At 62.4% G+C, this 23,854-nt stretch carries 16 protein-coding genes and 1 pseudogene; 9 read left to right on the forward strand and 8 right to left on the reverse strand.

All coding sequences use genetic code 11. The features are described 5' to 3' along the window. The first annotated feature begins 313 nt into the window (after positions 1-313). Together ACIQ09_RS14930 and ACIQ09_RS14935 are read left to right on the forward strand one after the other, a co-directional pair. Positions 314-961, forward strand: coding sequence for an MOSC domain-containing protein (locus ACIQ09_RS14930; RefSeq protein ID WP_398311412.1), 648 nt, complete (start codon positions 314-316; stop codon positions 959-961). Continuing rightward, positions 958-1,830: a helix-turn-helix domain-containing protein gene (locus tag ACIQ09_RS14935; RefSeq protein ID WP_398311415.1), complete on the forward strand. Its 873-nt coding sequence runs from the start codon at positions 958-960 to the stop codon at positions 1,828-1,830. Before ACIQ09_RS14930 ends, ACIQ09_RS14935 begins: the two co-directional genes overlap by 4 nt. Here ACIQ09_RS14935 and ACIQ09_RS14940 read toward each other — a convergent pair. Then, on the reverse strand, positions 1,762-2,355 hold the full coding sequence (locus tag ACIQ09_RS14940) for a LysE family translocator (protein WP_398311418.1): 594 nt from the start codon (positions 2,353-2,355) through the stop codon (positions 1,762-1,764). The two genes, ACIQ09_RS14935 and ACIQ09_RS14940, sit on opposite strands and share 69 nt — an antisense overlap. Before the next feature lie 104 nt (positions 2,356-2,459). Next, a complete protein-coding gene (locus ACIQ09_RS14945) occupies positions 2,460-3,071 on the reverse strand; it encodes a class I SAM-dependent DNA methyltransferase (protein WP_398311421.1) in 612 nt (203 codons plus the stop codon). 347 nt (positions 3,072-3,418) lie between these two features. Between ACIQ09_RS14945 and ACIQ09_RS14950 the strand changes: the two genes are divergently transcribed. The 7 genes and pseudogenes from ACIQ09_RS14950 to ACIQ09_RS14980 form a co-directional block, all read left to right on the forward strand. After that, entirely contained in the window at positions 3,419-3,628 is a 210-nt protein-coding gene (locus ACIQ09_RS14950; protein WP_398311424.1) for a hypothetical protein, read from the forward strand. After that, positions 3,615-6,896 carry a helicase-related protein gene (locus tag ACIQ09_RS14955; protein WP_398311427.1) on the forward strand — a complete coding sequence of 1,094 codons (3,282 nt, stop codon included), beginning with the start codon at positions 3,615-3,617 and terminating at the stop codon, positions 6,894-6,896. Before ACIQ09_RS14950 ends, ACIQ09_RS14955 begins: the two co-directional genes overlap by 14 nt. Next, on the forward strand, positions 6,893-7,594 hold the full coding sequence (locus ACIQ09_RS14960) for a DUF4391 domain-containing protein (RefSeq protein ID WP_398311430.1): 702 nt from the start codon (positions 6,893-6,895) through the stop codon (positions 7,592-7,594). The genes ACIQ09_RS14955 and ACIQ09_RS14960 overlap by 4 nt, the downstream gene beginning before the upstream one ends. Continuing rightward, on the forward strand, positions 7,591-10,287 hold the full coding sequence (locus ACIQ09_RS14965) for an ATP-binding domain-containing protein (protein WP_398311433.1): 2,697 nt from the start codon (positions 7,591-7,593) through the stop codon (positions 10,285-10,287). The genes ACIQ09_RS14960 and ACIQ09_RS14965 overlap by 4 nt, the downstream gene beginning before the upstream one ends. Before the next feature lie 60 nt (positions 10,288-10,347). Continuing rightward, positions 10,348-12,216, forward strand: a complete 1,869-nt coding sequence (locus ACIQ09_RS14970; protein ID WP_398311436.1) for a site-specific DNA-methyltransferase — start codon at positions 10,348-10,350, stop codon at positions 12,214-12,216. A 10-nt stretch (positions 12,217-12,226) separates the two neighbouring features. Next, positions 12,227-15,280, forward strand: coding sequence for a type III restriction-modification system endonuclease (locus tag ACIQ09_RS14975; RefSeq protein WP_398311439.1), 3,054 nt, complete (start codon positions 12,227-12,229; stop codon positions 15,278-15,280). Between the two features lie 2 nt (positions 15,281-15,282). After that, positions 15,283-15,363 (forward strand): annotated as a pseudogene (locus ACIQ09_RS14980) (hypothetical protein); the annotation flags it as partial. Here ACIQ09_RS14980 and ACIQ09_RS14985 read toward each other — a convergent pair. The 6 genes from ACIQ09_RS14985 to ACIQ09_RS15010 form a co-directional block, all read right to left on the reverse strand. Continuing rightward, positions 15,360-15,683, reverse strand: a complete 324-nt coding sequence (locus ACIQ09_RS14985; protein WP_398311457.1) for a nucleotidyltransferase family protein — start codon at positions 15,681-15,683, stop codon at positions 15,360-15,362. The pseudogene ACIQ09_RS14980 and the gene ACIQ09_RS14985 sit on opposite strands and share 4 nt — an antisense overlap. Before the next feature lie 323 nt (positions 15,684-16,006). Next, the gene (locus tag ACIQ09_RS14990) at positions 16,007-17,116 is read right to left on the reverse strand and encodes a hypothetical protein (protein WP_398311442.1); all 1,110 of its coding nucleotides are present in this window, start codon (positions 17,114-17,116) and stop codon (positions 16,007-16,009) included. 8 nt (positions 17,117-17,124) lie between these two features. Continuing rightward, entirely contained in the window at positions 17,125-18,525 is a 1,401-nt protein-coding gene (locus ACIQ09_RS14995; RefSeq protein ID WP_398311445.1) for an MmgE/PrpD family protein, read from the reverse strand. 20 nt (positions 18,526-18,545) lie between these two features. After that, positions 18,546-19,661, reverse strand: a complete 1,116-nt coding sequence (locus tag ACIQ09_RS15000) for a DegT/DnrJ/EryC1/StrS family aminotransferase (RefSeq protein WP_398311448.1) — start codon at positions 19,659-19,661, stop codon at positions 18,546-18,548. Further along, positions 19,658-21,526 (reverse strand): tetratricopeptide repeat protein, encoded by a 1,869-nt coding sequence (locus ACIQ09_RS15005; RefSeq protein WP_398311451.1) that lies wholly within the window; start codon positions 21,524-21,526, stop codon positions 19,658-19,660. Before ACIQ09_RS15005 ends, ACIQ09_RS15000 begins: the two co-directional genes overlap by 4 nt. 217 nt (positions 21,527-21,743) lie before the next feature. Continuing rightward, positions 21,744-23,441 carry an ATP-binding protein gene (locus ACIQ09_RS15010; protein ID WP_398311454.1) on the reverse strand — a complete coding sequence of 566 codons (1,698 nt, stop codon included), beginning with the start codon at positions 23,439-23,441 and terminating at the stop codon, positions 21,744-21,746. Positions 23,442-23,854: the final 413 nt, after the last annotated feature.

Below are 23,854 nucleotides of genomic sequence, written 5' to 3' on the forward strand. Positions count from 1 at the left end.
TGACGGCTTATAACCTCGGGCGGGCGCTGGCGTACGCCCGCCGGCGGCGCTTTTGGGCCCTCGTATTGCGTTTGGCGTGCCCTCTGAGCAGGCTTTGCCCGCCAACGAGACAATGGCGTGGGCGGCTCACCGGCAGGCGCCCAGCGGCGCTACGCGTCCGATTGACCCCGGCGTAGCCTGGTTTGGCGTGAAATGCGGGGGTGAAAAGGGATTTACAACACCCTCTTCAGTCGCCCACCGCGGCTCCACACCACCCCAGACACATAAACGCCGGACGAACCCGACCCCATCCAAAGGCAAAACAGGAAACTCAATGGCCAGCATCACCCTCTTCACCGGCGTCATCCGGCCGCTGCCCGAAACCGGGCGCCCCACCGGCATCTACAAAACCCGGGTGGAGCAGCCCATCGCCCTGGGTCACGAGGGCTTTGCCGGCGATCAGCAGGCCGACCGGCGCGTCCATGGCGGGCCCGACAAGGCCGTGCATCTCTACCCCGCCCGGCACTACCCCCGCCTTGCCCAGCGCTTTCCGGATGTGGCCGCCCAGCTCGTACCCGGCGCCCTCGGCGAGAACCTGTCCACCCCCGACCTGGACGAAGCGGACGTACGCATCGGCGAACTGTGGCAGCTGGGTCGTGCCGTGCTGCAGGTGTGCCAGCCCCGCAACCCCTGCTGGAAGATCGACGAGCGCTTTGGCGCCGACGGCATGGCCGGCTTCATCGCCGAACACCTGCTCACCGGCTGGTACTGGCGCGTGGTGCAGCCCGGCCACGTGAGCCCCGGCGACACCCTGGACCGGCTGCACGCCGCACCCCAGGCCCCGACCCTGCGCGAAGCCCAGCTGCTGTGGCAGGCCCACCGCCCGCCCCTGGCCGAGCTGGCGCGCCTGGCCGACACCCCCGGGCTGGCCCGCGCCTGGCGGGACAAGATCGTGCAGCGCCTCACCTGGCTCAAGCAATGAGCCAGTCGGTTTTCTGGCGAGACCCGGCGCTGCCCTTTGTGGAGCTGCGCCAGGTGGAGGACGGGCGCAGCCTCTGCTACGCCCCCCACAGCCACCTGGAGTGGTCCATGGGCGCCATCACCCGGGGCGAGAGCACCTTTGTGCTGACCGACCGGGAACACCAGGTCGAGGCGGGCACGCTGGTTTTCATCAACCCCGACCGGATGCACGTCTGCAACCCCATCGAAGGCCGGCCCTGGGCCTATCTCATGCTGTACCTGGATGCGGGCTGGCTGGCCGCGCAGCGCTTCCGGCTGGGCCTGTCGGCGTCGCCCGACTGGCACGATCTGGCCCCCGACGTCATGCGCGCGCCCGAGGTCTTCAATGCCTTTGTCGGCCTTGCCGCAAGGCTGTTCGACCCCGGCCCGCCCGCCGCCGCCAAAGCGGATGCGCTGCTCGACTTCCTGGCTCTGCTGCTGCCCCGGCTCAGCACCGCCGAGGCGCCAGACGTGCCCGCCAACCTGGAAGCCCTGGCCGACTACCTGGGTGGGGATCAGGCCGCCGAAGACATGTCGCTGGAGGCGATGTCCCGCCGGGCCGGGGTGAGCCCCGGGCATCTGATCCGGCGCTTCAAGCAGCACTTCGGGATGACGCCCCACGCCTACGTGATCAACCGCCGGGTGCAGCGCGGCCAGCGGGCCCTGCGCCAGGGCCGGGCGATCGTGGATGCCGCCCTCGACAGCGGCTTTGCCGACCAGCCCCATTTTCAGCGCATGTTCAAGCGCCTGCTGGCCCTTACTCCCCGGCAATACCGCCGGAGCTCAGGGCCACAGCAGAAAGACGCAGCTCCCGGCGAGCAGGGCCGCCAGGCCCCGGTTGAGCCGGCGTAAGACCCGCGGCGTGGTGCTCAGGCGCCGGAACGCCGCGCCCGCATACACCCAGCAACCGAGCGACAGCCAGCAGATCGGCGCATAGAGCCCGGCAAACACCGCCAGCTCCTCGGGCCGCGCCGCGTGGGTGTAGGCACCCACCCCCGACGCCGCCGCCAGCCAGGCCTTGGGGTTGAGCCACTGCATCAGCGCACCGGCCACAAACCCCGGCGGCGTGTCCTGATCCCTGCCCGCCAGCTCACCCGAATCGCGGGCCAGCTGCCAGCTCAGGTAAAGCAGAAAGGCCACCGCCGCCCAGCGCATCAGCGCCGCCAGCCCGGGCTGCTGCAACAACACCCCGGCCAGCCCCAGCCCCACCGCCACAAACAGGCAGATGAAACCCAGCGTGGCACCGCTCACAAAGCCCAGGCTCGCCCGCACTCCATGCCGCGTCCCGCTGCCCAGGCACACCATATTTACCGGTCCCGGCGACAGCGAAGCCGCCAGGGCAAAGGCGGACATCGGAAGAATGAGAGAGAGATCCATGCGCGTAATCCGGAAAGTCGGGGTAGGGCATGGTGGGGCTTGGGGGGAGGCGGGGTATTGAAGGAAATTGCGCTGGGCGCGCGGTGGCGATGACTGCCGTGCGATCACCCCAGGCAACGGGCCAGCCAGACCGAATGAAAGCCGCAGGCCGGGTCCTCCGGCACGAAGTCGAGCACCTCGAAGCCATGCGCATCGAGCAGGCTCCGATATGCCTCCGGCGCCAGGCTGGCATGGAATAGCGGCTCCCCCTCGAACTCCCCGATCGCCTCACCGTGGGACGGCCCACTGGTGAACATCAGCATCGCCCCCGGCACCGCGTGCGCCGCGAAAACCGGAAACATCGCCCGCTGATCCGCGTGGCTCAGGTGAAAGAAACTGTCCCAGGCCAGCACCCCCGCAAACCTGCGCCCAAGCGCGAGCGTCCGCATGTCGCCCTGCATCCACTCCTGGGTGGGCTGCAGGGCACGGGCATGCGCCAGCATCGCCGCCGCGCTGTCGATGCCGGTGATCGCAAAGCCCCGCTGCGCCAGCCACCGCGCCATAGGCTGACCCGTGCCGCAGCCCAGGTCCAGCACGCAGGCCCCATCGGGCAGGCTGGCGGAGAAACGCGTCAGCCAGGCTTCTTCCAGTGACGCATGGGGCGAGCGGCGCCGATGCCAGGCGTCGGCGTGGCGGTCGTAGAGCGGGATGATGGTGGCGGAGAGGGGAGGGGGCATGGGGGGATGTGGGCGAGTCATCTATGAGCCACCTCGGCCGCGCAACTTAACATGACTTCCTGTCCCGTCCTGACAGGCAAGACTCTTTGCGCAGGACCTGAGTCCCGGCCATCGAGTGGCAACGCAATAAGTCTGCTTGTTTCACGGAGCAATGATCCATTCAGCGTCCATGTTGCTACCGTGCCTTCCGTCGTTTCAAGGCAGCAGCACCCCAACCGAGTGGAATGGGTCACTGCCGAGCTGTGGCATGTCGTGCGATTCTCTCGACCGAGTGAAAGACGTTCTCGGTTAGTTCGATTGCAGCAAAACGCAGTACATTTGCAGGACATCCACTGCAGGAGTGCGCCATGAAGCGCCCTAAGGACGAAACCTTGTCCATCCGTACCTCGGCAGACATCAAGCAACTGCTACGCATAGCAGCAGAAGGGGAGCACCGTTCCATAGCATCAATGATGGAAGTGCTGATCTTGAACTACGCGCAAGAGCATGGCCTGAAGGCAGACGTGCAGACTATGGCAAGGACGAAAAAGAAGAAGGGAAGCGATGGAGCTCATTGACAACATCAGTCGTCTTCTTGGTGACGACCTGAAGCAAACCCTCAACCCAGGTGCGCGATTGAAGATCGCCGCGTCCTGCTTTTCGATGTATGCCTTTGAGGCTCTGAAGGCGGAGTTGGAGAAGATCGAGGAGCTGAATTTCATCTTCACTTCGCCGACCTTCGTGGCCAACGAAGTCACCGACAGAATCCGCAAGGAGCGCCGGGAGTTCCACATTCCTAAGGTGGATCATGAGCGCAGCCTGTACGGCAGCGAGTTCGAAATCCAGTTGCGCAACAAGCTGACCCAGCGTGCGATTGCCAAGGAGTGTGCTGACTGGATGCGGCGTAAAGCCCGTTTCAAGAGCAACCGGACCAAGGCTCCCATGCAGCAATTTGCCTGCGTGCAGGCTCGGAGTTGCGAAAGTGGGGATACCGCCTACATGCCGTTGCATGGATTCACGGCAGTTGACCTGGGCTACCAGCCGGGCAATGCGGTGTCGAACCTCGTCAACAAGATGAACGAGCCGACCTTTGCTGCCACTTATCTCAGCTTGTTCGACCAAATCTGGAACGACCCCGAAAAGCTGGAAGATGTGACACAGCGAATATGCGATCACATCGCTTCTGTCTATCAGGAGAATTCGCCCGAGAGCATCTACTTCCTGATGCTCTACAACATCTTCAGCGAGTTCCTGGACGACATCGATGAGGACGTGCTGCCCAACGATCGCACAGGCTACCAAGGCACGCTGATCTGGCAGAAGCTCTTTAACTATCAGAGGGATGCGGCCACAGGCATCATCAACAAGCTGGAGACCTACAGCGGCTGCATCCTGGCCGACAGCGTAGGCCTGGGCAAGACCTTCACTGCGCTGGCTGTGATCAAGTATTACGAGCTGCGCAACCGTTCAGTGTTGGTTCTTTGCCCGAAGAAGCTGGCGGACAACTGGCTCAATTACAACCGAAACCTGAAGACCAATATCTTCGCCAAGGATCGGTTCAATTACGACGTGCTCTGCCATACCGATCTCAGCCGCACCAGCGGTGAGTCGTTTGGCACACCGCTGAACCGCATCAACTGGGGTAACTACGACCTCGTGGTCATCGATGAGTCACACAATTTCCGCAACAACGATGCCTACAAGGACAAGGAGACGCGCTACCAGAAGCTGATGAACAAGGTCATCCGGGAAGGCGTGAAGACTAAAGTGCTGATGCTCTCGGCCACTCCGGTAAACAACCGCTTCAACGATCTGCGCAACCAGTTGGCCTTGGCCTACGAAGGCGAGTCGGAAAACCTCAGCAAGAAGCTCAAGATTAGCAAGAGCGTGGAAGAGGTTTTCCGAAGCGCACAGGCCGCCTTCACCGTATGGTCGAAGCTGCCGCCAGAGGAGCGCACCGCCCGCGCCATTCTGGATTCGCTGGACTTTGATTTCTTCGAGCTGCTGGACAGCGTAACCATCGCACGCTCCCGCAAGCACATCCAGACCTTCTACGACACGAAGGACATCGGTCAATTTCCCGAGCGCCGCAAGCCGCGTTCCTTCCATTGCCCGCTGACCCAGCGCACGGATGTGCTGGGCTTCAACGAGATTTTCCAACAACTTTCACTGCTGAAGCTGTCCGTCTACACGCCAGCGGCCTACATCCTTCAAAGTCGGGTCAAAAAGTACATCGACCTCTACAACGCACAGTCGGGCGACAAGAAAGAAAACCTCAGCCTGTACGGTCGCGAGAAGGGCCTGCAGGCTCTGATGACCACGAACTTGCTCAAGCGCCTGGAAAGCTCCATCGAATCCTTCCGGCTGACCTTGCGCTCCCTGCGTGGCAATCACGCCAACACGCTGGCGACCATCCGCCGCTTCAACGAAGGTGGCGGTGTCGCCGATATCGCGGACCTCTCAGAGGTCCTGGAAAACCTGGATGCCGAAGACGACGATCTGTCGATGCTGAACGGTGGTGAAATTGGCGGTAAGGTCAAGATCAGCTTGGCCGACATGGACTTGCCTTCTTGGGAGCACGATCTGAGCGTTGATCTGGAGATCATCGATGCCCTGCTGGTTTCGATGGACAAGATCACCCCCGAGGACGACGCCAAGCTGCAGCACCTGAAAGCGCAAGTGCTGGACAAGATCTCCAACCCGATCAACCCCGGCAACAAGAAGATCATCATCTTTACGGCTTTCGCCGATACCGCCGATTACCTGTATGCCAACCTTGCGCCGGAGTTGCTGATACAGCAGCAACTCCATAGCGCCAAAGTCACGGGGACAGGCTCGCCCAAATCCACGCTCAAGAAGAGCTATGACTTTCAGGAGTTGCTAACCCTGTTTTCGCCGCGATCCAAGTCGAAGGCCCAGGTGCTCCCACAAGAGCCGGCAGAAATCGACTTGCTGATCGGTACGGACTGCATATCCGAAGGCCAGAACCTTCAGGACTGCGACTACCTGATCAATTACGACATCCACTGGAACCCGGTCCGTATCATTCAGCGCTTCGGGCGTGTTGACCGCATTGGCTCGCTCAACGCCAGCATCCAGTTGGTGAACTATTGGCCTGACATCTCGCTCGACGAATACATCAACCTGAAAGAGCGGGTTGAGAGCCGGATGATGATTGCTGACGTGACGGCGACAGGCGACGACAATGTGCTTTCCGCGCAGGCGAACGATGTCACCTACCGCAAGGAACAGCTGCGCCGTCTGCAGGAAGAAGTGATCGAGCTGGAGGACCTGAAAACCGGCGTGTCGATCACCGATCTGGGACTCAACGACTTCCGCATGGACTTGCTCAACTACGTAAAGGCACATGGCGAACCCAGCCATGTGCCTAACGGTATGCATGCCGTCGTGCCCGCGAATCCCGCCTTAGGTCTGGAGCCGGGCGTAATCTTTACCTTGCGCAACCGCAATCCCGAGGTCAACGTCAGCCAGCACAACCGCCTGCACCCTTACTACCTCATCTACATCGGGTGCGACGGCAAGGTCATCAACGATCACACCGAAGTGAAACGCCTGCTGGACCTCGTGCGCAGCGGCTGCAAGGGTCACACTGAACCCATCCCCGCAGCCTGCCAATCCTTTAATAAGGAAACGAGCGACGGCAGGAACATGCAAAGCTATTCGGAGCTGTTGAGCAAGGCCATCAGTTCCATGATTGAAGTGAAGGAAGAAAAGGATCTGGACAGCCTATTCAGCGGTGGCAGGACCACCGCGCTGGTCAATACCATTGCTGGACTGGACGACTTCGAACTGATCACCTTCCTCGTGATTCAGGAGGCAGGATGAGTCTGCCCGCCCGGTTCGAATCGAATGCCGCATTCATCAACTACCCGAAGCAGGCCGCTTTCGGCCGCACCCTGCCAAAGAACAAGATCTACGAACACAGCGGTGCCAATACGAGGCTGAAGAACTTGTTCGTCGAGCAGGTGGAGCAGATCGTCTGGCAATACAAGTTGGCACCGGAAACGATTAACCTGCCCGCCAAACCGGGAGTACCAGAGCTTCAGATTTTCTCGATCCAGCTCAAGACGCCGGAGCTGAATCTGGACGTTTTACGTTGCGTCGATGGCGCGGTGCAGTTTCCCATCATCTTCGAGCTGAGCTTTGATGGCCGAACGCAGGTGATTGCAGCTTACAAGCGCCCGAACGAGTCAGACGCCAGCCGTTGGGTCTTGAGCGACTATTTTGCGACGGCCTGGTTGCCGAGTGACATCGAACGCGCCGCCATGCCCTTGGCACTCGATTTGGGCGGCTTATATGAGCAGGCGCTTCACCGCCTGATCCCTACGCCTGCGCGCCCACAAGAAAGCCTCGCTGACTTGGTCGCCCGCGTCGAACTGGTTGCAGCCAAGCAGCGTGAGGTCGAGAAAGCCGCAAGCCGACTTGCCAAAGAAAAACAATTCAACCGCAAGGTAGAGATCAACGCGCACTTGCGGCAGCTTAAAAATGAACTTGAAGAATTGACCGGGAGGGAGAGTGCATGACGCAGAGCCTGAATGACGAATCGAGGAAACACATCGAGCAGGTCGCTGGCGAAGCGTTGGCGCAACTCGAAAGCATTGCTGAAACAGCCAAGAACAAGCTGCACGATGGGCGGACACTGGGTTCCGATGCGCTGGCAAGCATCAACACGATGACATCCAGTTCAGCCATCCAAAGGCTGGATCAGATCAGTCAGGCGAACCGTGAAAGCTATCAGGTGCTGGTGGCAGAGCCTGCCATCGCCCGCGTAGTGGTGGCTGATGAAGAGGGAGAAGAAAAAACCTACTACATCTGCCGCACGACGCCGGTATCGGGCTTTCCCAATTTGGCTAGCTACCGCGCGCCTGTTGGACGATTGGCCTCATTGGCAATTGGCGCAGAGTTCACGCTTCCCAATGGAACCGTCGTTGAGGTTCTTGAGCGAGCCCAGCTTCGGCCCAATGCGCTTGCCGACGGGTGGGATTCTCGCGACACCGTGGTCGAAGCCGAACATTTTGGGCCGTTCACCATCGAGTCGCTGCGCGCGCTGCTGACCGAGGTTGCGGGGGAAGAAGTCACCGAAGACATTCTGGGCCAATTGCTGGCCGAGGAGACTGTCAAGGCCAACATCATCGATGGCGTTCGTCGCAGCGTCATCACCAAGATGGGATTGCGGGATCAGCCGATCCTTGATCAATACCAGGACGAGATTTTCCGCCTCCCTCTCGACAAGCGCCTTTTGATCCTGGGCCCGCCCGGCACAGGCAAGACGACAACCCTGATTCGCCGCCTCGGCCAAAAACTCGATACCGCCTTCCTGGAAGAAGGCGAACAACATCTAGTTGAAACAGTCGCGTCAGCCCAAGGCATCGCACACGCCAACAGCTGGCTGATGTTCACACCTACGGAATTGCTGAAGCAGTACCTGAAGGAGGCTTTTGCGCGTGAAGGTGTTCCCGCTTCGGATCTGCGCATCAGAACGTGGCAGGACTATCGACGCGAACTGGCCCGAAATGCATTTGGCGTTCTCAGAACGGCCTCCGGTGGTGGCACCTTTGTCCTGAAGGATGGATTGGCCAGCTTGAGCGAGGCGGCACTAGAGCGACCCATTCAATGGTTTGACGACTTCGATGCATGGCAGCGCAAGGCCTATGTGCAAGAGCTGCATGACGCCGCAACCCAGCTCCACGATGCCAAAACTCCCGAGGTCCTGATTCTAGGCGCACGTTTGCAAGACATCTTGTCTCGGGCGGCCGATGGCGCACTGGCTTCCATGTTTGGGTCTCTGGCGGGAGAGATTGCCACAGTGCAGACGCTCGTCATCAGTCTGAAGGAGGGCTCAGACAAAAAAATTCGGGAGTCTTTGAATCTTCAATTGAATCGCGACAAGAGCTTTATCGCGAGTCTCGGGAGATTTGTTGAAAGTCTTCAACAGCAGTCGAGCATTGTAGAAGCTGATGAAGACCTAGACGAGGAAGATGATGAGCTGAGTGCCCCTAAGACCCCCGTCGAGAAGATAGTTGCTGCATACAACCTCGCTGTGCGTGCCCAAGCGAGGGCGGTCGCATCCAAGCGAACAGTCAGCAAGGCATCTCGTAACGGCAAGATCATAGAGTGGTTGGGGGAGCGTGGCCTGACAGAGGCGGATCGCGCCGAGGTGGGTGCAAGCCTTTTGGTGCAGGCCAGTGCCCGCCGCTTCGTCATCCCGGTCAAGCGCTACCTCGACGGCATCCCGAAGCGCTACCGCGCGTTCAGGCGCGAACGCCAACCGGCAAACACCTGGTATCGCCATGAAGGCTTTGAGGCACGCGACATCCACCCGCTGGAGTTGGATATCGCATTGCTCACGATCTTGCGCGGCGCAGGCGACCTGATCAGTCGGCCCAACGTACTGCGCGACATCGATAGTCCCGCCTGGTCATCGCTCCAGCCTATCCTTGGGCATTACCGCAACCAGATCCTGGTGGATGAGGCGACGGACTTCTCGCCCATCCAGCTTGCCAGCATGGCGGCGCTGGCGCATCCGCGACTGCGCTCATTCTTCGCCTGTGGCGACTTCAATCAACGCCTGACCACCTGGGGCGCACGCTCTGCTGACGACTTGAAGTGGGTCTTCGCCGATTTCGACATCAAGGAGATCACTGTCTCCTACCGGCAGAGCAAGCAGCTGAACGATCTGGCCCGTGCCATGATCCGCGCCGTCGGGGGAACCGAGCAAAACGCCAGCTTGCCTGCGCATATGGACAGTGTGGGCGTTGCGCCAGCCTTGCTGGAGCACGCCACAAACGCAGAATCCATTGTCAGTTGGCTGGCGGATCGCATTCGCGAGATAGAGCGCTTTGTCGGCCAGTTGCCATCCACTGCCATTTTTGTGAACACCGAGGACGACGTTGCTCCGGTGGCCGACGCGCTGAACGCCGCCTTGGCGGAGCACAACATCCAGGTCATCGCCTGTCGAGAGGGTCAGGCTGTGGGGCAGGAAAGCAACGTGCGCGTGTTCGACATCCAGCACATCAAAGGCCTGGAATTCGAGGCGGTGTTCTTTGTCGGCATTGACCAGCTCGCCACGCTGCACCCGGCGCTGTTCGACAAATACCTGTACGTCGGCACCACCCGCGCGGCCACCTACTTGGGTGTGACTTGTCAGGGCACCTTGCCATCCGCCATCGAGAGTCTGCGCACGCACTTTTGCCAAGACTGGCAGCAGGGCGACTGAACATACCAACACGAACGTGAATTGAGAGCCACTAAATACTGGCGACCAGAGGAAAAGAACATGGAAAAGTTAAAAATGCATTCACCCAATCTCACGCAGGACAACATCGCCCGTGTTCGTGACCTGTTTCCTGGTTGCGTCACCGAAGCCAAGGGCGAGGACGGCACCGTGAAGCTGGCGGTAGATTTCGACCAGTTGCGGCAAGAGCTTGCTGAGTCGATTGTGGAAGGGCCGCAGGAACGCTACCACCTGAACTGGCCAGGAAAGCGCGAAGCCTTGCTCGCGGCCAACGCGCCCATTGCAAAGACGCTACGTCCTTGCCGCGAGGAAAGCGTGGACTTCGATACCACGAAGAACTTGTTCATCGAAGGCGATAACCTCGACGCGCTGAAGCTGTTACAGGAGACTTACCTCGGCCAGATTAAGCTGATTTACATAGACCCGCCGTACAATACAGGAAATGATTTCATTTATAACGATGATTTTGCGGAGAGTGCACATGAGTATCTCCGTCGCTCCAATCAAGTTGACGCCGAAGGGAATCGTTTAGTAGCCAACGCAGCATCCAATGGTCGCTTCCACTCGGATTGGCTAAGCATGATTTATCCGCGCCTCAAGACCGCACGAAATCTGCTTGCCGATGATGGCGTGTTGTTTGTCTCCGCCGACTATCACGAATCTGCAAATCTTCGCAGGCTCTGCGACGAAATTTTCGGTGATCAGAATTTTCAAGCTGATATTTCTTGGCAAAAAAGATATACGCGAAGCAACAACACACAGGACTTTACGACAGTCGTAGAGCACATTCTTGTCTACAGCAGATCTGATGCGTTTGTCGTAAATCTACTCCCTCGTACGGACGAAGCTGATGGCCGCTATTTGAATCCAGATAATGATCCACGCGGCCCATGGAAGGGAGCATCTTTCCTAAACCCCGCAACTCCGGAACAGCGCCCGAATCTTTGCTATCCAATTACGAACCCAAATACTGGTAGTGCCGCGACCCCAACTACAAATGCTTGGCGTCGTTCGAAAGAAGAATTTGATCGATTACAGAACGAAGGTCTCCTTTATTGGGGGGCGGATGGCAGTTCACCGGTCCCATCGATAAAGATGTTTCTTACAGAGGCGCGTGGGCTCACACCAATCAATTTCTGGGAACACACTTACGCCGGGAACACGGATGATGGAACTCGCGATGTTTCATCACTATTCGGAAGCAGGGTTTTCGATAACCCAAAGCCTGTTCAGCTGATGAAACGCATCCTAGAGCATGCAACAACTTCTGATTCGATCATTCTTGACTTCTTTGCAGGCTCAGGAAGCATGGCCCATGCAGTTTTGGAAAAGAACGCGGAAGATGGTGGAACTCGTAGATTCATCATGGTCCAAATCGATGAAAAGACTCCAGATGATTCAACGGCAAACAAAGTCGGATTTAACACCATTGCGGAAGTGAGCAAAGAACGTATTCGTCGCGCTAGCAAGAAAGTCGGAGAAGAAGGAGCTAAGGTGGACCTTGGTTTCCGCGTCCTCAAAATCGACACTTCCAACATGGCTGACATCTATTACGCGCCCGATGCACTCGACAAGGCCAAGTTTGACCTGTTCGTCGATAACATCAAGCCCGACCGCATGCCCGAAGACCTGCTGTTCCAGGTGATGCTGGATTGGGGTGTCGATCTGGCCCTGCCCATCACCAAGCAGTCCATTCAAGGCAAGGAGGTGTTCTTTGTCGATGGCAACGCACTTGCCGCCTGCTTCGACGCCAGCGGCAGCATTGACGAAGCCTTTGTGAAGGAACTGGCCAAGCATCAGCCGCTGCGCGTGGTGTTCCGCGACGCGGGCTACAAGAACAGCGCGGTCAAGATCAACGTCGAGCAGATTTTCAAGCTCTTGTCGCCCGCCACCGAAGTGAAATGCATCTGAGGGGCGTGTGATGAAACTCAAATTCAAGACACAGGCTTATCAGACAGCGGCGGTGCAAGCCGTGGTCGACTGCTTCAAAGGGCAGCCGCCCGCGACGGCGGAGGCCATCAGCTACCGCATCGATCCGGGCAAGGCCAAGAAAGGCGTCGAGGACCTGTTTGCAGAGAGCGGGTTCAAGAACGCCGACCTGAAGCTGACGGATATTGCACTGCTGGAGAACATCACCCAGGTTCAGCATCAACAGAACCTGCCTCAGTCCAGTGCGTTGGTGCAAACCAAGGTCAGCCGGGTCAATCTCGACATCGAGATGGAAACCGGCACGGGCAAGACCTATTGCTACATCAAGACCATCTTCGAGCTGAACAAGCAGTACGGCTGGAGCAAGTTCATCATCGTGGTGCCCAGCATTGCCATCCGCGAAGGCGTGGCCAAGTCGCTGGAGATCACCGCCGAGCACTTTCTGGAGACCTACCACAAGAAGGCACGCTTCTTTATCTACAACTCCAAGCAGCTGCATCACCTTGAGAGCTTTTCGTCGGACGCGGGCATCAACGTGATGGTGATCAACGTGCAGGCATTTGCCGCACGAGGCGCGGACAACCGGCGTATCTACGATGTACTGGACGACTTTCAGTCTCGCCGACCGATTGATGTGATAAGCGCCAACCGACCGATTCTGATACTGGACGAGCCCCAGAAAATGGAGGGTGCGGCAACCCTGAAGTCCTTGGAGGAATTCAAGGCCTTGATGGTGTTGCGTTACTCGGCTACCCACAAGACCACGCACAACAAGATCCACCGGCTGGACGCCCTGGACGCATACAACCAGAAGCTGGTGAAGAAGATCGCCGTGCGCGGCATCTCAGTGAAGGGGCTGGCGGGTACCAATGCCTATCTGTACCTGCAGTCCATCGAGATTTCGAGCAAGGCGCCGGTGGCCCGCGTTGAGTTCGAGCAGAAACTGAAAAGCGGCGAGATCAAGCGCGTGGTGCGCAAGATCTCCAAAGGTGACAACCTCTTCTCCGATGGTTTTTCAAACGAGCTGGATCAGTACCGTGGCTATGTGGTCGCGGACATCAACGCCAACACCGACACCTTGAGCTTCACCAACGGCGTTGAGCTATTTGTTGGCGAAGCCATCGGAGACGTGAACGAAGCATCGCTGCGTCGCATCCAGATTCGCGAGGCGATCAAGGCGCACTTCGACAAGGAGCAGGTGCTATTCCAGCAAGGCATCAAGGTCTTGACCCTGTTTTTCATCGATGAAGTGGTCAAGTACCGCGACTACTCGTCAGCGGACGAGAAAGGCGACTACGCGCGGATCTTTGAAGAGGAGTACAGCCACTACCTGAACGAGGTGCTGGACCTGGATGAAACGCCCTACATCAAGTACCTGAAGGGCATAACGGCGGAAAAAACGCACAGCGGTTACTTTTCCATAGACAAGAAGACCAAGCGCGACGTCGACCCGAGCATAGCCAAGACTGGCGAAAACAAGGGCCTGTCCGACGATGTGGATGCCTACGACCTGATTCTTCGAAAGAAGGAGCAACTACTCAAATTCGAAGAGCCGGTACGTTTCATCTTCTCGCACTCGGCCCTGCGCGAAGGCTGGGACAACCCCAATGTTTTTGTGATCTGCTTCTTGAAGCATCCCGACTACAACAACGAGGTCACGCGCCGGCAAGAGGTCGGTCGCGGTTTGCGCTTGTCTGTCAATCAGCTCGGCGACCGGGTGGATCACCCGGCCATCGTCCATGACGTCAACGTGCTGACCGTGGTGGCGAGCGAAAGCTTCAAGGAGTTCGTCACTGCGCTGCAGAAAGACATCAGCAATTCCTTGTCTGCCCGCCCCAAGGAGGCCAACGAAGCCTACTTCACCGGCAAGGTGCTCAAGACGCCCACAGGCAATGTCGAAGTTACGCCGCAATTGGCCAAGCAAATCTACAAGTACCTGCTCAAGAACGACTACAGCGACGACAACGACCGCATCACGGGCACGTACCACGAGGCCAAGAAGGAAGGCACCCTGGCGCCGCTACCTCCGGAACTGCAGGCTCATGCTGAACAGGTGTACCAACTGATCGACAGCGTCTTCAGCGACAGCCAGATATTTGAGATCAGCGACGACCGTCGCCCCAAGAAGAACCCGCTCAACAGCAACTTCGACAAACAGGAGTTCAAGGATCTGTGGAACCGGATCAATCGCAAGGCGGCTTACAGCGTAGACTTTGATTCAGTGGAATTGGTGAAAAAGGCCATTGCCGAACTGGACAAGAGCCTTCTCGTGACCCCGCTGCAGTACACGATTCAGACTGGTGAGCAAGCGGCCCAGGTGACCTACGACGGCCTGAAAGACGGCGAAGCATTCGTGCTCAAGGCCACGGAAACCGAGAAGAACGTGTATTCGATTCACTCGGCAGTGAAGTACGACCTCATCGGCAAGATCGCTGAAGGTACGCAGCTGACCCGACGCACGACGGCAGACATCCTCAAAGGGATCAACGTCGCAGTGTTTGCCCAGTTCCGCACCAATCCGGAGAGTTTCATTGCTGAAACCGTGCGGCTGATCAATGAGCAGAAGGCGACGATGATCATCGAACACTTGGCCTACGACCCGGTCGAGGACAAGTTCGATCGGGATATTTTCACCGCGGGCCAGTCCAAGCAGGATTTCAGCAAGGCCGGTGACAAGCTCAAACGACACATCTACGACTACGTGATTACGGATTCCACTATTGAGCGGGACTTTGTGAAGGAGCTCGATACTTGCTCGGATGTCGTCGTGTATGCAAAGTTGCCGAAGGGTTTCTACATTCCGACCCCAGTTGGTGACTACAACCCTGACTGGGCCGTGTCATTCAAGGAGGGGGCGGTTAAACACGTTTACTTTGTCGCCGAGACCAAAGGCTCCATGTCGTCAATGGATTTAAGGCCGCTTGAAAAGACAAGAATTGATTGCGCTCGCAAGTTTTTCGAGACGATCAACAAGAGGTTCGCCCCCGAGAACGTGAAGTACGACGTGGTGAATAGCTTTGGCAAGCTGATGGAATTAGTGAAGTAAGAATGGACGCACAGAAAGCAACGCTCTTCCAACTGGTCGACGGCAATAAGCAGTTCCGGATCCCGATTTACCAGAGGACCTACTCCTGGCGACAGGAACAGTGCGCACGTCTGCTTGAAGATGTCATCGCCATCGCTTCGGCCCCGCCCGGGTCCTCCCTTTCATCGGATCGGTCGTCTACGTAGCAGACGGCAAATTTATGGCCGCCGGGGTCAACTCGCTGCTGGTCATGGACGAACAGTGTGGTTTCCGGCAGGGGATCCACGAGCAGGTCGAGATCGCTTCCGTCCCGATCCGTACCGGCCAGCACCGACCCGAAAACCCGCGGCTTGGTCGTGTGGTGCTGGTGTATCGCGCTGCGGATGGCGGTGATGTGGTTTTGCAGGGCTTCGGAGGGTCTCATGGGTTTGAGTGTGGCTGTGGCGTGCAAATACGTCTGCATGTTGTTCCGGTCGCCCCTGCCCTGGTTGCGGGGAATTACGTCGCGGGTGGTCAGGGGGCTGTAGGTGGCCACTGGTGGGGGCGACTTGAGTTGCCCATCGGCGGGTGATGCCCGGCGCAGTTCGTTGATCTACGTCCGCGGGCGACTGAAGTCGCCCCTACGGTCCCGCCGGCTGCCTTTGGCGCGTCCGGGTTCATGGAGGTCGAGAGCCGGATCTGCCTGACGGGGTCAGGGGGTGGGGTTGAATGCGCTCGACGCCACGGGGGCGTGGCGGGCCTCGGCCATTACCTCTGCCAGTGCCCCGTCCGTTCCAGCGTTTCCGCCCAGCCCGCTTCCACCGCCCGGCTCACCGGCAAACGCTGCACCGCATCGGGCCAGGCGTGCGGCGCCGTGCTTTCCGGCAGCCGGATGCCGGCGAAGTGTTCCAGCCCCATGCCCACTTCGTCGTAGCCCAGCAGCTGGCGGGCGCCGGTGGCGCCGGTGTAGCGGCCGTTGTATTCGTAGATGGCGTAATCGCCTTCGGGGGTGCGCTGGCACTGGATGTTGAGGGGGCCGCGCCAGCCTTCGGCGGTAAAGGCCTGGGCGCAGTGCTGGCCGAGCTGGAGCAGGGTGGGGTCGTCGTTGCGGGCGACGCGTTCGCTGCGGCCCTGGCGCATGGCGTGGCGGGTGGCCAGCAGGCCCTTGAGGCTGCCATCGGGGGCGATGAAGGCCTGAATGGAGTGCTTGTCGGCCTCGAAGCTGTGGAAGAGGGGGATGCCGTCGCGGGCGATGCCGTCCAGGTAGGCCTGCACCTCGGCGCGGTCGCCCAGGTAACGCTGCAGGATGGTGTCGGGGCGGCCGGCCAGGCGGGCGAGCTGGGTGTCGTTCTGCACTAGGAAGACGCCCCGGGAGGCGAAGCCCTGGCGGGGTTTGGCGATCAGGGGGTAGCCGTGGCGGGCGGCAAAGTCGATGAGCCGGGCGGCGTCGGTGTCGGTGGCCAGGGTGGCGGCGTAGGGCAGGCCGTGGCGCGCCGACAGGGTGGCGCTGGCGGCCTTGTCGAGCATGGCCAGGGCCGGGCCGGGGGCGCCGCACAAGAAGGGGAGGGCCGGGTTGGGGCGGGCCTGGGCGCGGGCGGCCAGCCAGGCCACGTCGTCGTCGCGGCAGGGGATGACGAGGCGGGGCTGGAGGCTTTCGACGATCTGGTCGAAGCGTTGGCCGAAGGCGTCGGGGTCGTCTTTCAGGTTGCCGGCCAGGAAGGCTTCGTCAAAGTCGAACAGGGCGGGTTCGTTGGCGACGCTGTTGATGGCGGCCAGATGCAGCCCGGCGCGGCGGCCGGCCAGGGCAGACAGGATGTTCTGGCCGACCAGGCTGGCGCCGGAGAGAAACAGGATGCAGGGAGCGGGCATGGTGGGCATAGCGGGCTTCAGGCGGCGGGGACGGCGAGGCTGCGGTACAGGCTCATCAGGGGGCGGATGTCGTCCAGGCCGGCGAAGGACCACAGGGTTTCGAGCCAGATCCGGCCTTGTTCGCGGGGCAGGGCGCGGTCGGCCATGCGCCAGAACTTGGCTTCCAGTTCGTGATCGTCCATGGGGTTGAGGGGGTGCCCCTTGGGCGGCCCGGAGGCGCGGCCCAGGCGGCGCCCGTCCTTGAGCACCAGTTCGACGCGGGAGGGCCAGCGGGGCAGTTCGCCGGCGTGTTCGGCGGTGAGTTCGGGGTCGTCGATGACGACGATCTTCTGCATCAGCGGGCGCAGGGCGGGGTCGCTGATGCGGGCTTCGCTGAAGCTGTCCACGGTCACGTCGCCATCCACCAGGGCCACGGCCACCAGGTAGGCCATGCTGTGGTCGGCCACTTCCCGGGTTTGCGGGTCCCACTTTTCGTCGTGGTCGCCGGCGCCGCCGCCGATGGCGTGCAGGCCGCCCCAGTGCACGGCCACGATGATCTGGTCGATCTCGTCCAGGGCGGCTTCGCTGCGCAGGGCCTGGGCCAGGGCGATGGGCCCCTGGCCGTTGTAGTCGGCGGGGTAGTACTTGAGGCCGGTGCTCTGCAGGGCCGACAGCCCGTTGCGCGTCTCGCCGAGGGTGGACAGGTCGAGGGGCGGGATGCCCAGCATCTGGTAGAAGGCGGCGAGGCCTTCAAAGGGGCGGTCGGGGCCGGTGAGGCCTTGCTCGGCCAGGCGCGCGGCAAACACGGCGTTCATGGTGCCGTGGGCGGTGGCGCAGCCCTTCCAGTCGGAGATGAGGCCGGTGCGGGTAACGCGCATGGGGATGTTGGGGGTGAGGGCCAGGGCGATGGCGTGGCCCATGCGTTCGTGGTCCAGGCCCAGGATCACGCCAGCGCCCACCACGGCGCCCAGGGTGGCGTAGATCTGGTCCACGTGCTTGTTGCGCAGCAGGTTGCCATACAGGCCGCCGCGGCGGATGGCGGCGTAGGTTTCGTAGGCGGCGTGGATGGCGCGGATGACTTCGGCGCCGCTGGCCCCGCGGGCTTCGCCCAGGGCCAGCACGCCGGACATCATGTCGCTGGGGTGGCCGCCGTTGCCGGTGTCGTTGTAGTCCAGGTAGCGCACCATCACCGTGTTGGCGAAGGTGGCGTATTCGGGCGTGGTGGGCTGGGCCAGGCCGAACACCGAGGCGCCGGCGCTGCTGCTGGCGGTGCCGGCAATGGTGCGGGCCACCCGCGCCGGGCGGGCGCCCAGGGCGCCAAAGGCACAGGCCACCGAGTCGATCAGGTGGCGGGTCACGGCGTCGGCCGAGCCCCCCGGCAGGGGGCCCTGCTGCATGGCCACGGCGTAGTCGGCGATGCGGCGGCTGGTGTTGTCCATGGGGTGTCTCCAGGCAGATGTCAGGTACGGGCGGCGGCGCTCACAGCGTCGATCACACGCGCCACGTCGGCGTCTTCCATGGCGCCGAAGAGGGGCAGGCACAGCACCGTGTCGGCCATGCGCCGGGCCACCGGCAGGTGGTCGGCGCCGGGGGCGTCGCGGTACATGTCGAAGTCGCTGATCAGCGGGTAGAAGTAGCGCCGGGCGATGATGCCTTGCTCGCGCAGGCGGGTGTACAGGGCGTCGCGGTCGAGGGGGAAGCCCGCTTCGATGAACACCGGGAAGTAGCCGTGGTTGTGGCGCGCCACGCCGGGCAGCCCGGACAGCAGGCGCAGGCCGGTCAGGGGGGCGAAGGCGGCCCGGTAGCGCGCGGCGATGGCGGCGCGGGCGGCGATCTCGCTGTCGATGCTGCCCAGGGTTAGGCAGCCGAAGGCGGCCTGGAGCTCGTTCATCTTGGCGTTGATGCCGGTGGCCAGCACCCGGGTTTCGCCCTTGAAGCCGAAGTTGCGCAGCAGGTCGATGCGCGCCTTGAGGGCTTCGTCCCGGCACACGATGGCGCCGCCCTCGAAGGTGTGGAAGACCTTGGTGGCGTGGAAGCTGAGGATGGCGGCGTCGCCGGCGGCCATCAGGCTGCCGCTGTCCAGCTGCACGCCAAAGGCGTGGGCGGCGTCGTAGATCAGGCGCAGGCCATGGCGATCGGCCACGGCCTGCAGGCCGGCGGTGTCACAGGGGCGGCCATACACGTGCACGGCCAGGATGGCCCGGGTGCGCGGGGTGATGGCGGCCTCCACGGCGGCGGGGTCGAGGTTGAGGCTGACCGGGTCGATGTCGGCAAACACCGGGGTGCAGCCGCTCCACACGAGGGCGTGGGTGGTGGCGACGAAGGAGTAGGGCGTGGTGATGACCTCGCCTTCCACCTCCAGGGCCTTGAGGGCCAGCATCAGTGCCAGGGTGCCGTTGGCCAGCAGGCTCACCTGGGGGACGGCAAGGTAGGCGGCGAGCGCGGCTTCGAGCTGGTCGTGGTAGGGCCCGCCGTTGGTGAGGCGGCGGCTGGCCCAGATCTCGCGCAGCAGGGGTTCGAACTGCTCGAGGGGCGGCAGCGCGGGCTCGGTGACGTAGAGGGGTTTGTCGCTCATTCGTCGAAGCGCGGCAGGATGATGGGCGCCGGTGCCTGGCCGGCACACCAGCCCCGCCACATCAGGCGGAAGGCCAGGGCCACGCTGTCGGCGACCCGGGCGGTGCTCAGGTTGGGGGAGTGCATCAGGCGCTCGCGCAGGCTCTGGCGCAGGCGGGCGAGTTCGTCCGGGTGGGCGGCGGCCCGCTCGGCGATGGCCACGAACGCGTCTTCGCTCTCCGCCACCCAGTCGGAGAGCCCCACCTTGCCCATGATGCCCGCGCCCAGGCGCTGGGCCAGGGTGCGGCCGACCAGGGTGAGGGTGGGCACGCCCATCCACAGGGCGTGGTTGGAGGTGGTGCCGCCGGCGTAGGGAAAGGTGTCGAGGAGCAGGTCGATCTCGTTGTGCAGGGCCAGGTAGTCGCGGGTGGGCAGGCGCGGGCGCAGGTCCAGGCGCTCGGGGCCGATGCCGGCGGCGGCAAACTGCGCCAGCAGGCGCTCGGCGGTGGCGGCCTCGGACACGGCACCCACCAGCAGCCGGGCGTTGGGCACGGCCTTGAGCACCCGCGCCCACAGGGCGATGCACTCGGCGCTGATCTTGTTGGGCCGGTTGAGGCTGCCGAAGGTGAGGTGGCCACGGGCCAGGGCCGGCAGGGGGCCGACGTCCGGGGCGTCCGGGTCGGTCTTGAAGCTCATGGCGTAGGGCAGGTGCACCAGCTTCTCGGTGAACTGGTCGTCGAGCCGGCCGGGCGGGGCGGTGAGGGTGTAAACGAAGCGGTAGTCGATGCTGCGCAGGCCGGTGGTGCCGGAGTAGCCCAGCCAGGTGACCTGCACCGGCGCCGGCCGCAGGGCGAACACCGGCAGGCGGTTGTCGGCGGTGTGGCCGGAGAGGTCCACCAGGATGTCGATGCGGTCGGCGCGGATCTGGGCGGCCAGCTCGGTGTCGCTCAGGGCGGCGACCCGGTGCCAGGTGGGAATGAGGCCGCGCAGGCGGGCGCTCATCCCGTCTTCCCGGGCCAGGTTGCTGTAGGCCACCAGGTTCAGCCCGCGCTGGCCGAGGGCTTCAAACATGGGCTCCATGAAGTGGGCCACCGCGTGCTGGCGCAGATCGCCCGACACAAAGCCGATGCGCAGCGGGCGCTCGGGGTCGCGGTTGTGGGTGTGGCGCGGTGCCGGCGCGCGCAGGCTGGCGTCGAGGGCGTCGCCAAAGCGGCAGTGCTCCGCAAAGATGGTCTCGGCGGAGGCGCCGGGGTCGTGCATCAGGTGATACAGGTAGCCGCTATAGGCCGCGGCGGCGCGGGGGTTGAGGGCCAGGGCGCGGGCATAGGCGTCGCGGGCGGCGGCGGTGTCGCCCAGCATGGAGCGGGCGCGGCCAAGGGCGCTGAACACACGCCAGTCGGCGGTGGGGTTGTGGCTCAGGGTGTCGAGGCAGGCTGCGGCGTCGGCAAAGCGGCTCTGGCGGTCGAACAGGTTGCCCAGGTTCAGGGCGGGCTCGATCCAGCCGGGGGCGGCGCAGAGCGTGGCGGTGTGGTATTGCCTTTCGGCCTCGTCCCAGTGGCTCTGGTCGGCCAGGGCGTTGCCCAGGTTGAGGTGGGCCTCCGGTGAGTGGGGGGCGAGGGCCAGGGCCTGGCGTGCGCAGTGTTCGGCGCGGGCCGGGTGGCCGGCCTGGCGCGCAGCCTGCGACCCGTTGACCCACGCCGACACGCGTTGTGGATCGTGGCGGGTGGCTTGTTCGAAGTGGATCTCGGCGGCGGCCGGCTGGCCCAGGCGCAGCAGGGCCAGGCCCAGGTTGTCCTGGATGGCGGCGTCGTCCGGGGCAAGCCGAGCGGCGTGCTGCAGGTGGGGGCAGGGCGTCGTGATCGCGCTGGCGGGCCAGGAAGGACGCACCGAGCATCTGCCAGGCAAGGGCGGCGGCAGGATGGCGGCGGGTACAGTCGCGGGCGGCGCGTTCAAGCTGGTCGAACTGGCTGGTCGAGAACAGTGTGTAGAGCTTGTTTAGCCTGTGTTCCGGGATATGAGCACTCATTGCCTGTGAAAAAGTTGGCATCCGGGTGCAGGATACCTGCTCAGAGACATATTGTTTCAATTCTGCCCGCCCGCGCCTTCAGCCCCGGTGGCTCACCTCCAGCCCCCGGAAAGTGGCGCAGCGGGTGAAGGCGGCCAGATCGGCGGGGCAGTGCTTCTGCTTGCAGTACTTGGCCACCAGCTTGGCCAGGCCCTTGATGTCGCGCCCGGTGGCGGCCGGGAAAAGCGCCACGAGCTGGTCGGTGATGTCCGCCTCCAGTGCCAGCCCGAACTGCTCGGCCATCACCTGCCAGATGCGCCGCCGCCCGGCGTCGTCCGGTGGCGAATACTTGATGAGGGCGATGCAACGGGACACGATGGCTTCGTCGATGTCGTCGATGCGGTTGGTGGTGAGAAAGAGCAGGCCGTTGAAGTATTCCAGCACGCGCAGGAAGACGCCCACCACCGCGTTCATGGTGATGTCGTCGTCGCGGCGCTTGATGTAGACGTCGGCCTCGTCGATGAGCATGACGGCACCCCAGCGCTGGGCGCGGGTGAGCACGTCCTTGAGGATGGTCTCCATGTTGGACACGCTGAGGCCGAGCTGGCCGGAGTGCACCCGGTACAGGGGGCGGCGGATGATCTCGGAATACACTTCGGCGGTGAGGGTCTTGCCCACGCCCGGGGGGCCGGCGCAGAGCACGGTGGTGCCGCCCGACTTGCCCTCGACGATGTCGTCCATCAGCAGGTCCATCTCGGCGGTGAGGATGTCGATTAGGTCGGTCTGCTCTTCGGGCAGCACCAGCTTGTGGCGCAGGGCGGGCTTGTATTCGTAGGGGTGGATGTCGGCCACGTGCACCCACAGGTAGTGGTGCAGGTCCAGGTGGAACATGAGGATGTGGAAGTGCACCGGCAGCCGGGTGAACAAGCCCTTGGGCAGGGCCTTGCGGGCGTCCTCGGCGGCGTCCTCGTCGATGTAGCGGGAGCCCTTGGCGGCCTTGCGCAGGTAGGTGCCGAGGATCTCGCCGGGGGCGTCGAGGGTCAGCACCCGCTCGGCCAGGATGCCCTCGTCGTTCACCAGGCGGGCGTCGCCGCCGCTTGATGAGAGGATCACCACGTCCTTGCGCGACCAGTCGGTGTCCCGGTGGCTGGCGGTGGGGTTCTCGGCATACAGGCCGGTGCCCCGGCCGGAGAACTGCTCGCCATAGCGGGCGCGCCAGTCGAAGTAGCGGGTTTCCATCTCGTCGTAGCTGGCGAGGAGGGCGGCGGTCTCCCTGACCAGGCCCTTGGCGGCCAGGATCTCGCCCACGCTGTGCCCGGCAATGTCGCCGGCCACGATGCGCACGGTGTGGGTGGCCACCTTGCCACGGGTGTTGGCCTTCATCTCGATGAAGACCTTGCCCACCTCGTCATTGGACGAGGGGGTGAAGTCCAGCCGGGTGACGACCCAGGCGGTGGGGCGGTCGGGGCTGGCGAGGGAAAACAGCCAGCCGCGCTCGGCGCCTTCGGCCAGATAGTGGGCGATGGCCGGCACCAGGACGTCCAGCTCGTCGGCGGTGAAGCGCGGGGCGTCGGCGCCCAGGGCCTGGCGCAGTGTGGCGATCTGGGCGGCACGGGCGCGCAGCGGTGGGCCGCCCTCGGCAAACAGGCCCTCCAGAAAGTGCAGCTCCTCGTGCTGCAGCTGCGCAAAGTCCACCTCCGCCCGGTTGCCAAAGCGCATCTGCTCCTGCAGCCAGACCAGGCGCGGATAAGCGCCCACCAGCGCATCGACAATCGGTCGCTCGATCTGCAGCTTCATCGGTACGGACTCCAGGGGATGTACGCATGCTGCGATGCAAGATCCATGCTGACCCACTGAAGGACGCCAGGGCCTTGTTATGCAAGCCGTTTTTCACCCGGAGCCGGCAGCCGGGTATGTCGGAAATGCGACGTGTCGCGGATTTCCAGTCGGAGCGACGTGTAGGGGCGACGTGTAGGGGCGACTTGTAGGGGCGACTTGTAGGGGCGACTTGTAGGGGCGACTTGTAGGGGCGACTTCAGAGGGTGTCGCGAAACCCTCTCCCCGCCGTTGAGCTAGGATTCTGGCCGGTGTCGATGAAATCGGTGGGGCGATGGAGCAGAAGAAGATCAAGCGTCGGGTGACCCGGATCAAGACAGGTACACAGCTGGGTTTTGAAGAGTTCGATAGCGAGCCTGGGTGTGGGCCTGTAC

Origin of the sequence: Zoogloea sp., from assembly GCF_044344315.1 — a bacterium.
Classification (GTDB): domain Bacteria; phylum Pseudomonadota; class Gammaproteobacteria; order Burkholderiales; family Rhodocyclaceae; genus Zoogloea.

Coding starts and splice junctions, on each gene's coding strand:
- ACIQ09_RS14930 (WP_398311412.1), top strand. CDS start 314: ATGGCCAGCATCACCCTCTTCACCGGCGTCATCCGGCCGCTGCCCGAA.
- ACIQ09_RS14935 (WP_398311415.1), top strand. CDS start 958: ATGAGCCAGTCGGTTTTCTGGCGAGACCCGGCGCTGCCCTTTGTGGAG.
- ACIQ09_RS14940 (WP_398311418.1), bottom strand. CDS start 2,355: ATGGATCTCTCTCTCATTCTTCCGATGTCCGCCTTTGCCCTGGCGGCT.
- ACIQ09_RS14945 (WP_398311421.1), bottom strand. CDS start 3,071: ATGCCCCCTCCCCTCTCCGCCACCATCATCCCGCTCTACGACCGCCAC.
- ACIQ09_RS14950 (WP_398311424.1), top strand. CDS start 3,419: ATGAAGCGCCCTAAGGACGAAACCTTGTCCATCCGTACCTCGGCAGAC.
- ACIQ09_RS14955 (WP_398311427.1), top strand. CDS start 3,615: ATGGAGCTCATTGACAACATCAGTCGTCTTCTTGGTGACGACCTGAAG.
- ACIQ09_RS14960 (WP_398311430.1), top strand. CDS start 6,893: ATGAGTCTGCCCGCCCGGTTCGAATCGAATGCCGCATTCATCAACTAC.
- ACIQ09_RS14965 (WP_398311433.1), top strand. CDS start 7,591: ATGACGCAGAGCCTGAATGACGAATCGAGGAAACACATCGAGCAGGTC.
- ACIQ09_RS14970 (WP_398311436.1), top strand. CDS start 10,348: ATGGAAAAGTTAAAAATGCATTCACCCAATCTCACGCAGGACAACATC.
- ACIQ09_RS14975 (WP_398311439.1), top strand. CDS start 12,227: ATGAAACTCAAATTCAAGACACAGGCTTATCAGACAGCGGCGGTGCAA.
- ACIQ09_RS14985 (WP_398311457.1), bottom strand. CDS start 15,683: ATGAGACCCTCCGAAGCCCTGCAAAACCACATCACCGCCATCCGCAGC.
- ACIQ09_RS14990 (WP_398311442.1), bottom strand. CDS start 17,116: ATGCCCACCATGCCCGCTCCCTGCATCCTGTTTCTCTCCGGCGCCAGC.
- ACIQ09_RS14995 (WP_398311445.1), bottom strand. CDS start 18,525: ATGGACAACACCAGCCGCCGCATCGCCGACTACGCCGTGGCCATGCAG.
- ACIQ09_RS15000 (WP_398311448.1), bottom strand. CDS start 19,661: ATGAGCGACAAACCCCTCTACGTCACCGAGCCCGCGCTGCCGCCCCTC.
- ACIQ09_RS15010 (WP_398311454.1), bottom strand. CDS start 23,441: ATGAAGCTGCAGATCGAGCGACCGATTGTCGATGCGCTGGTGGGCGCT.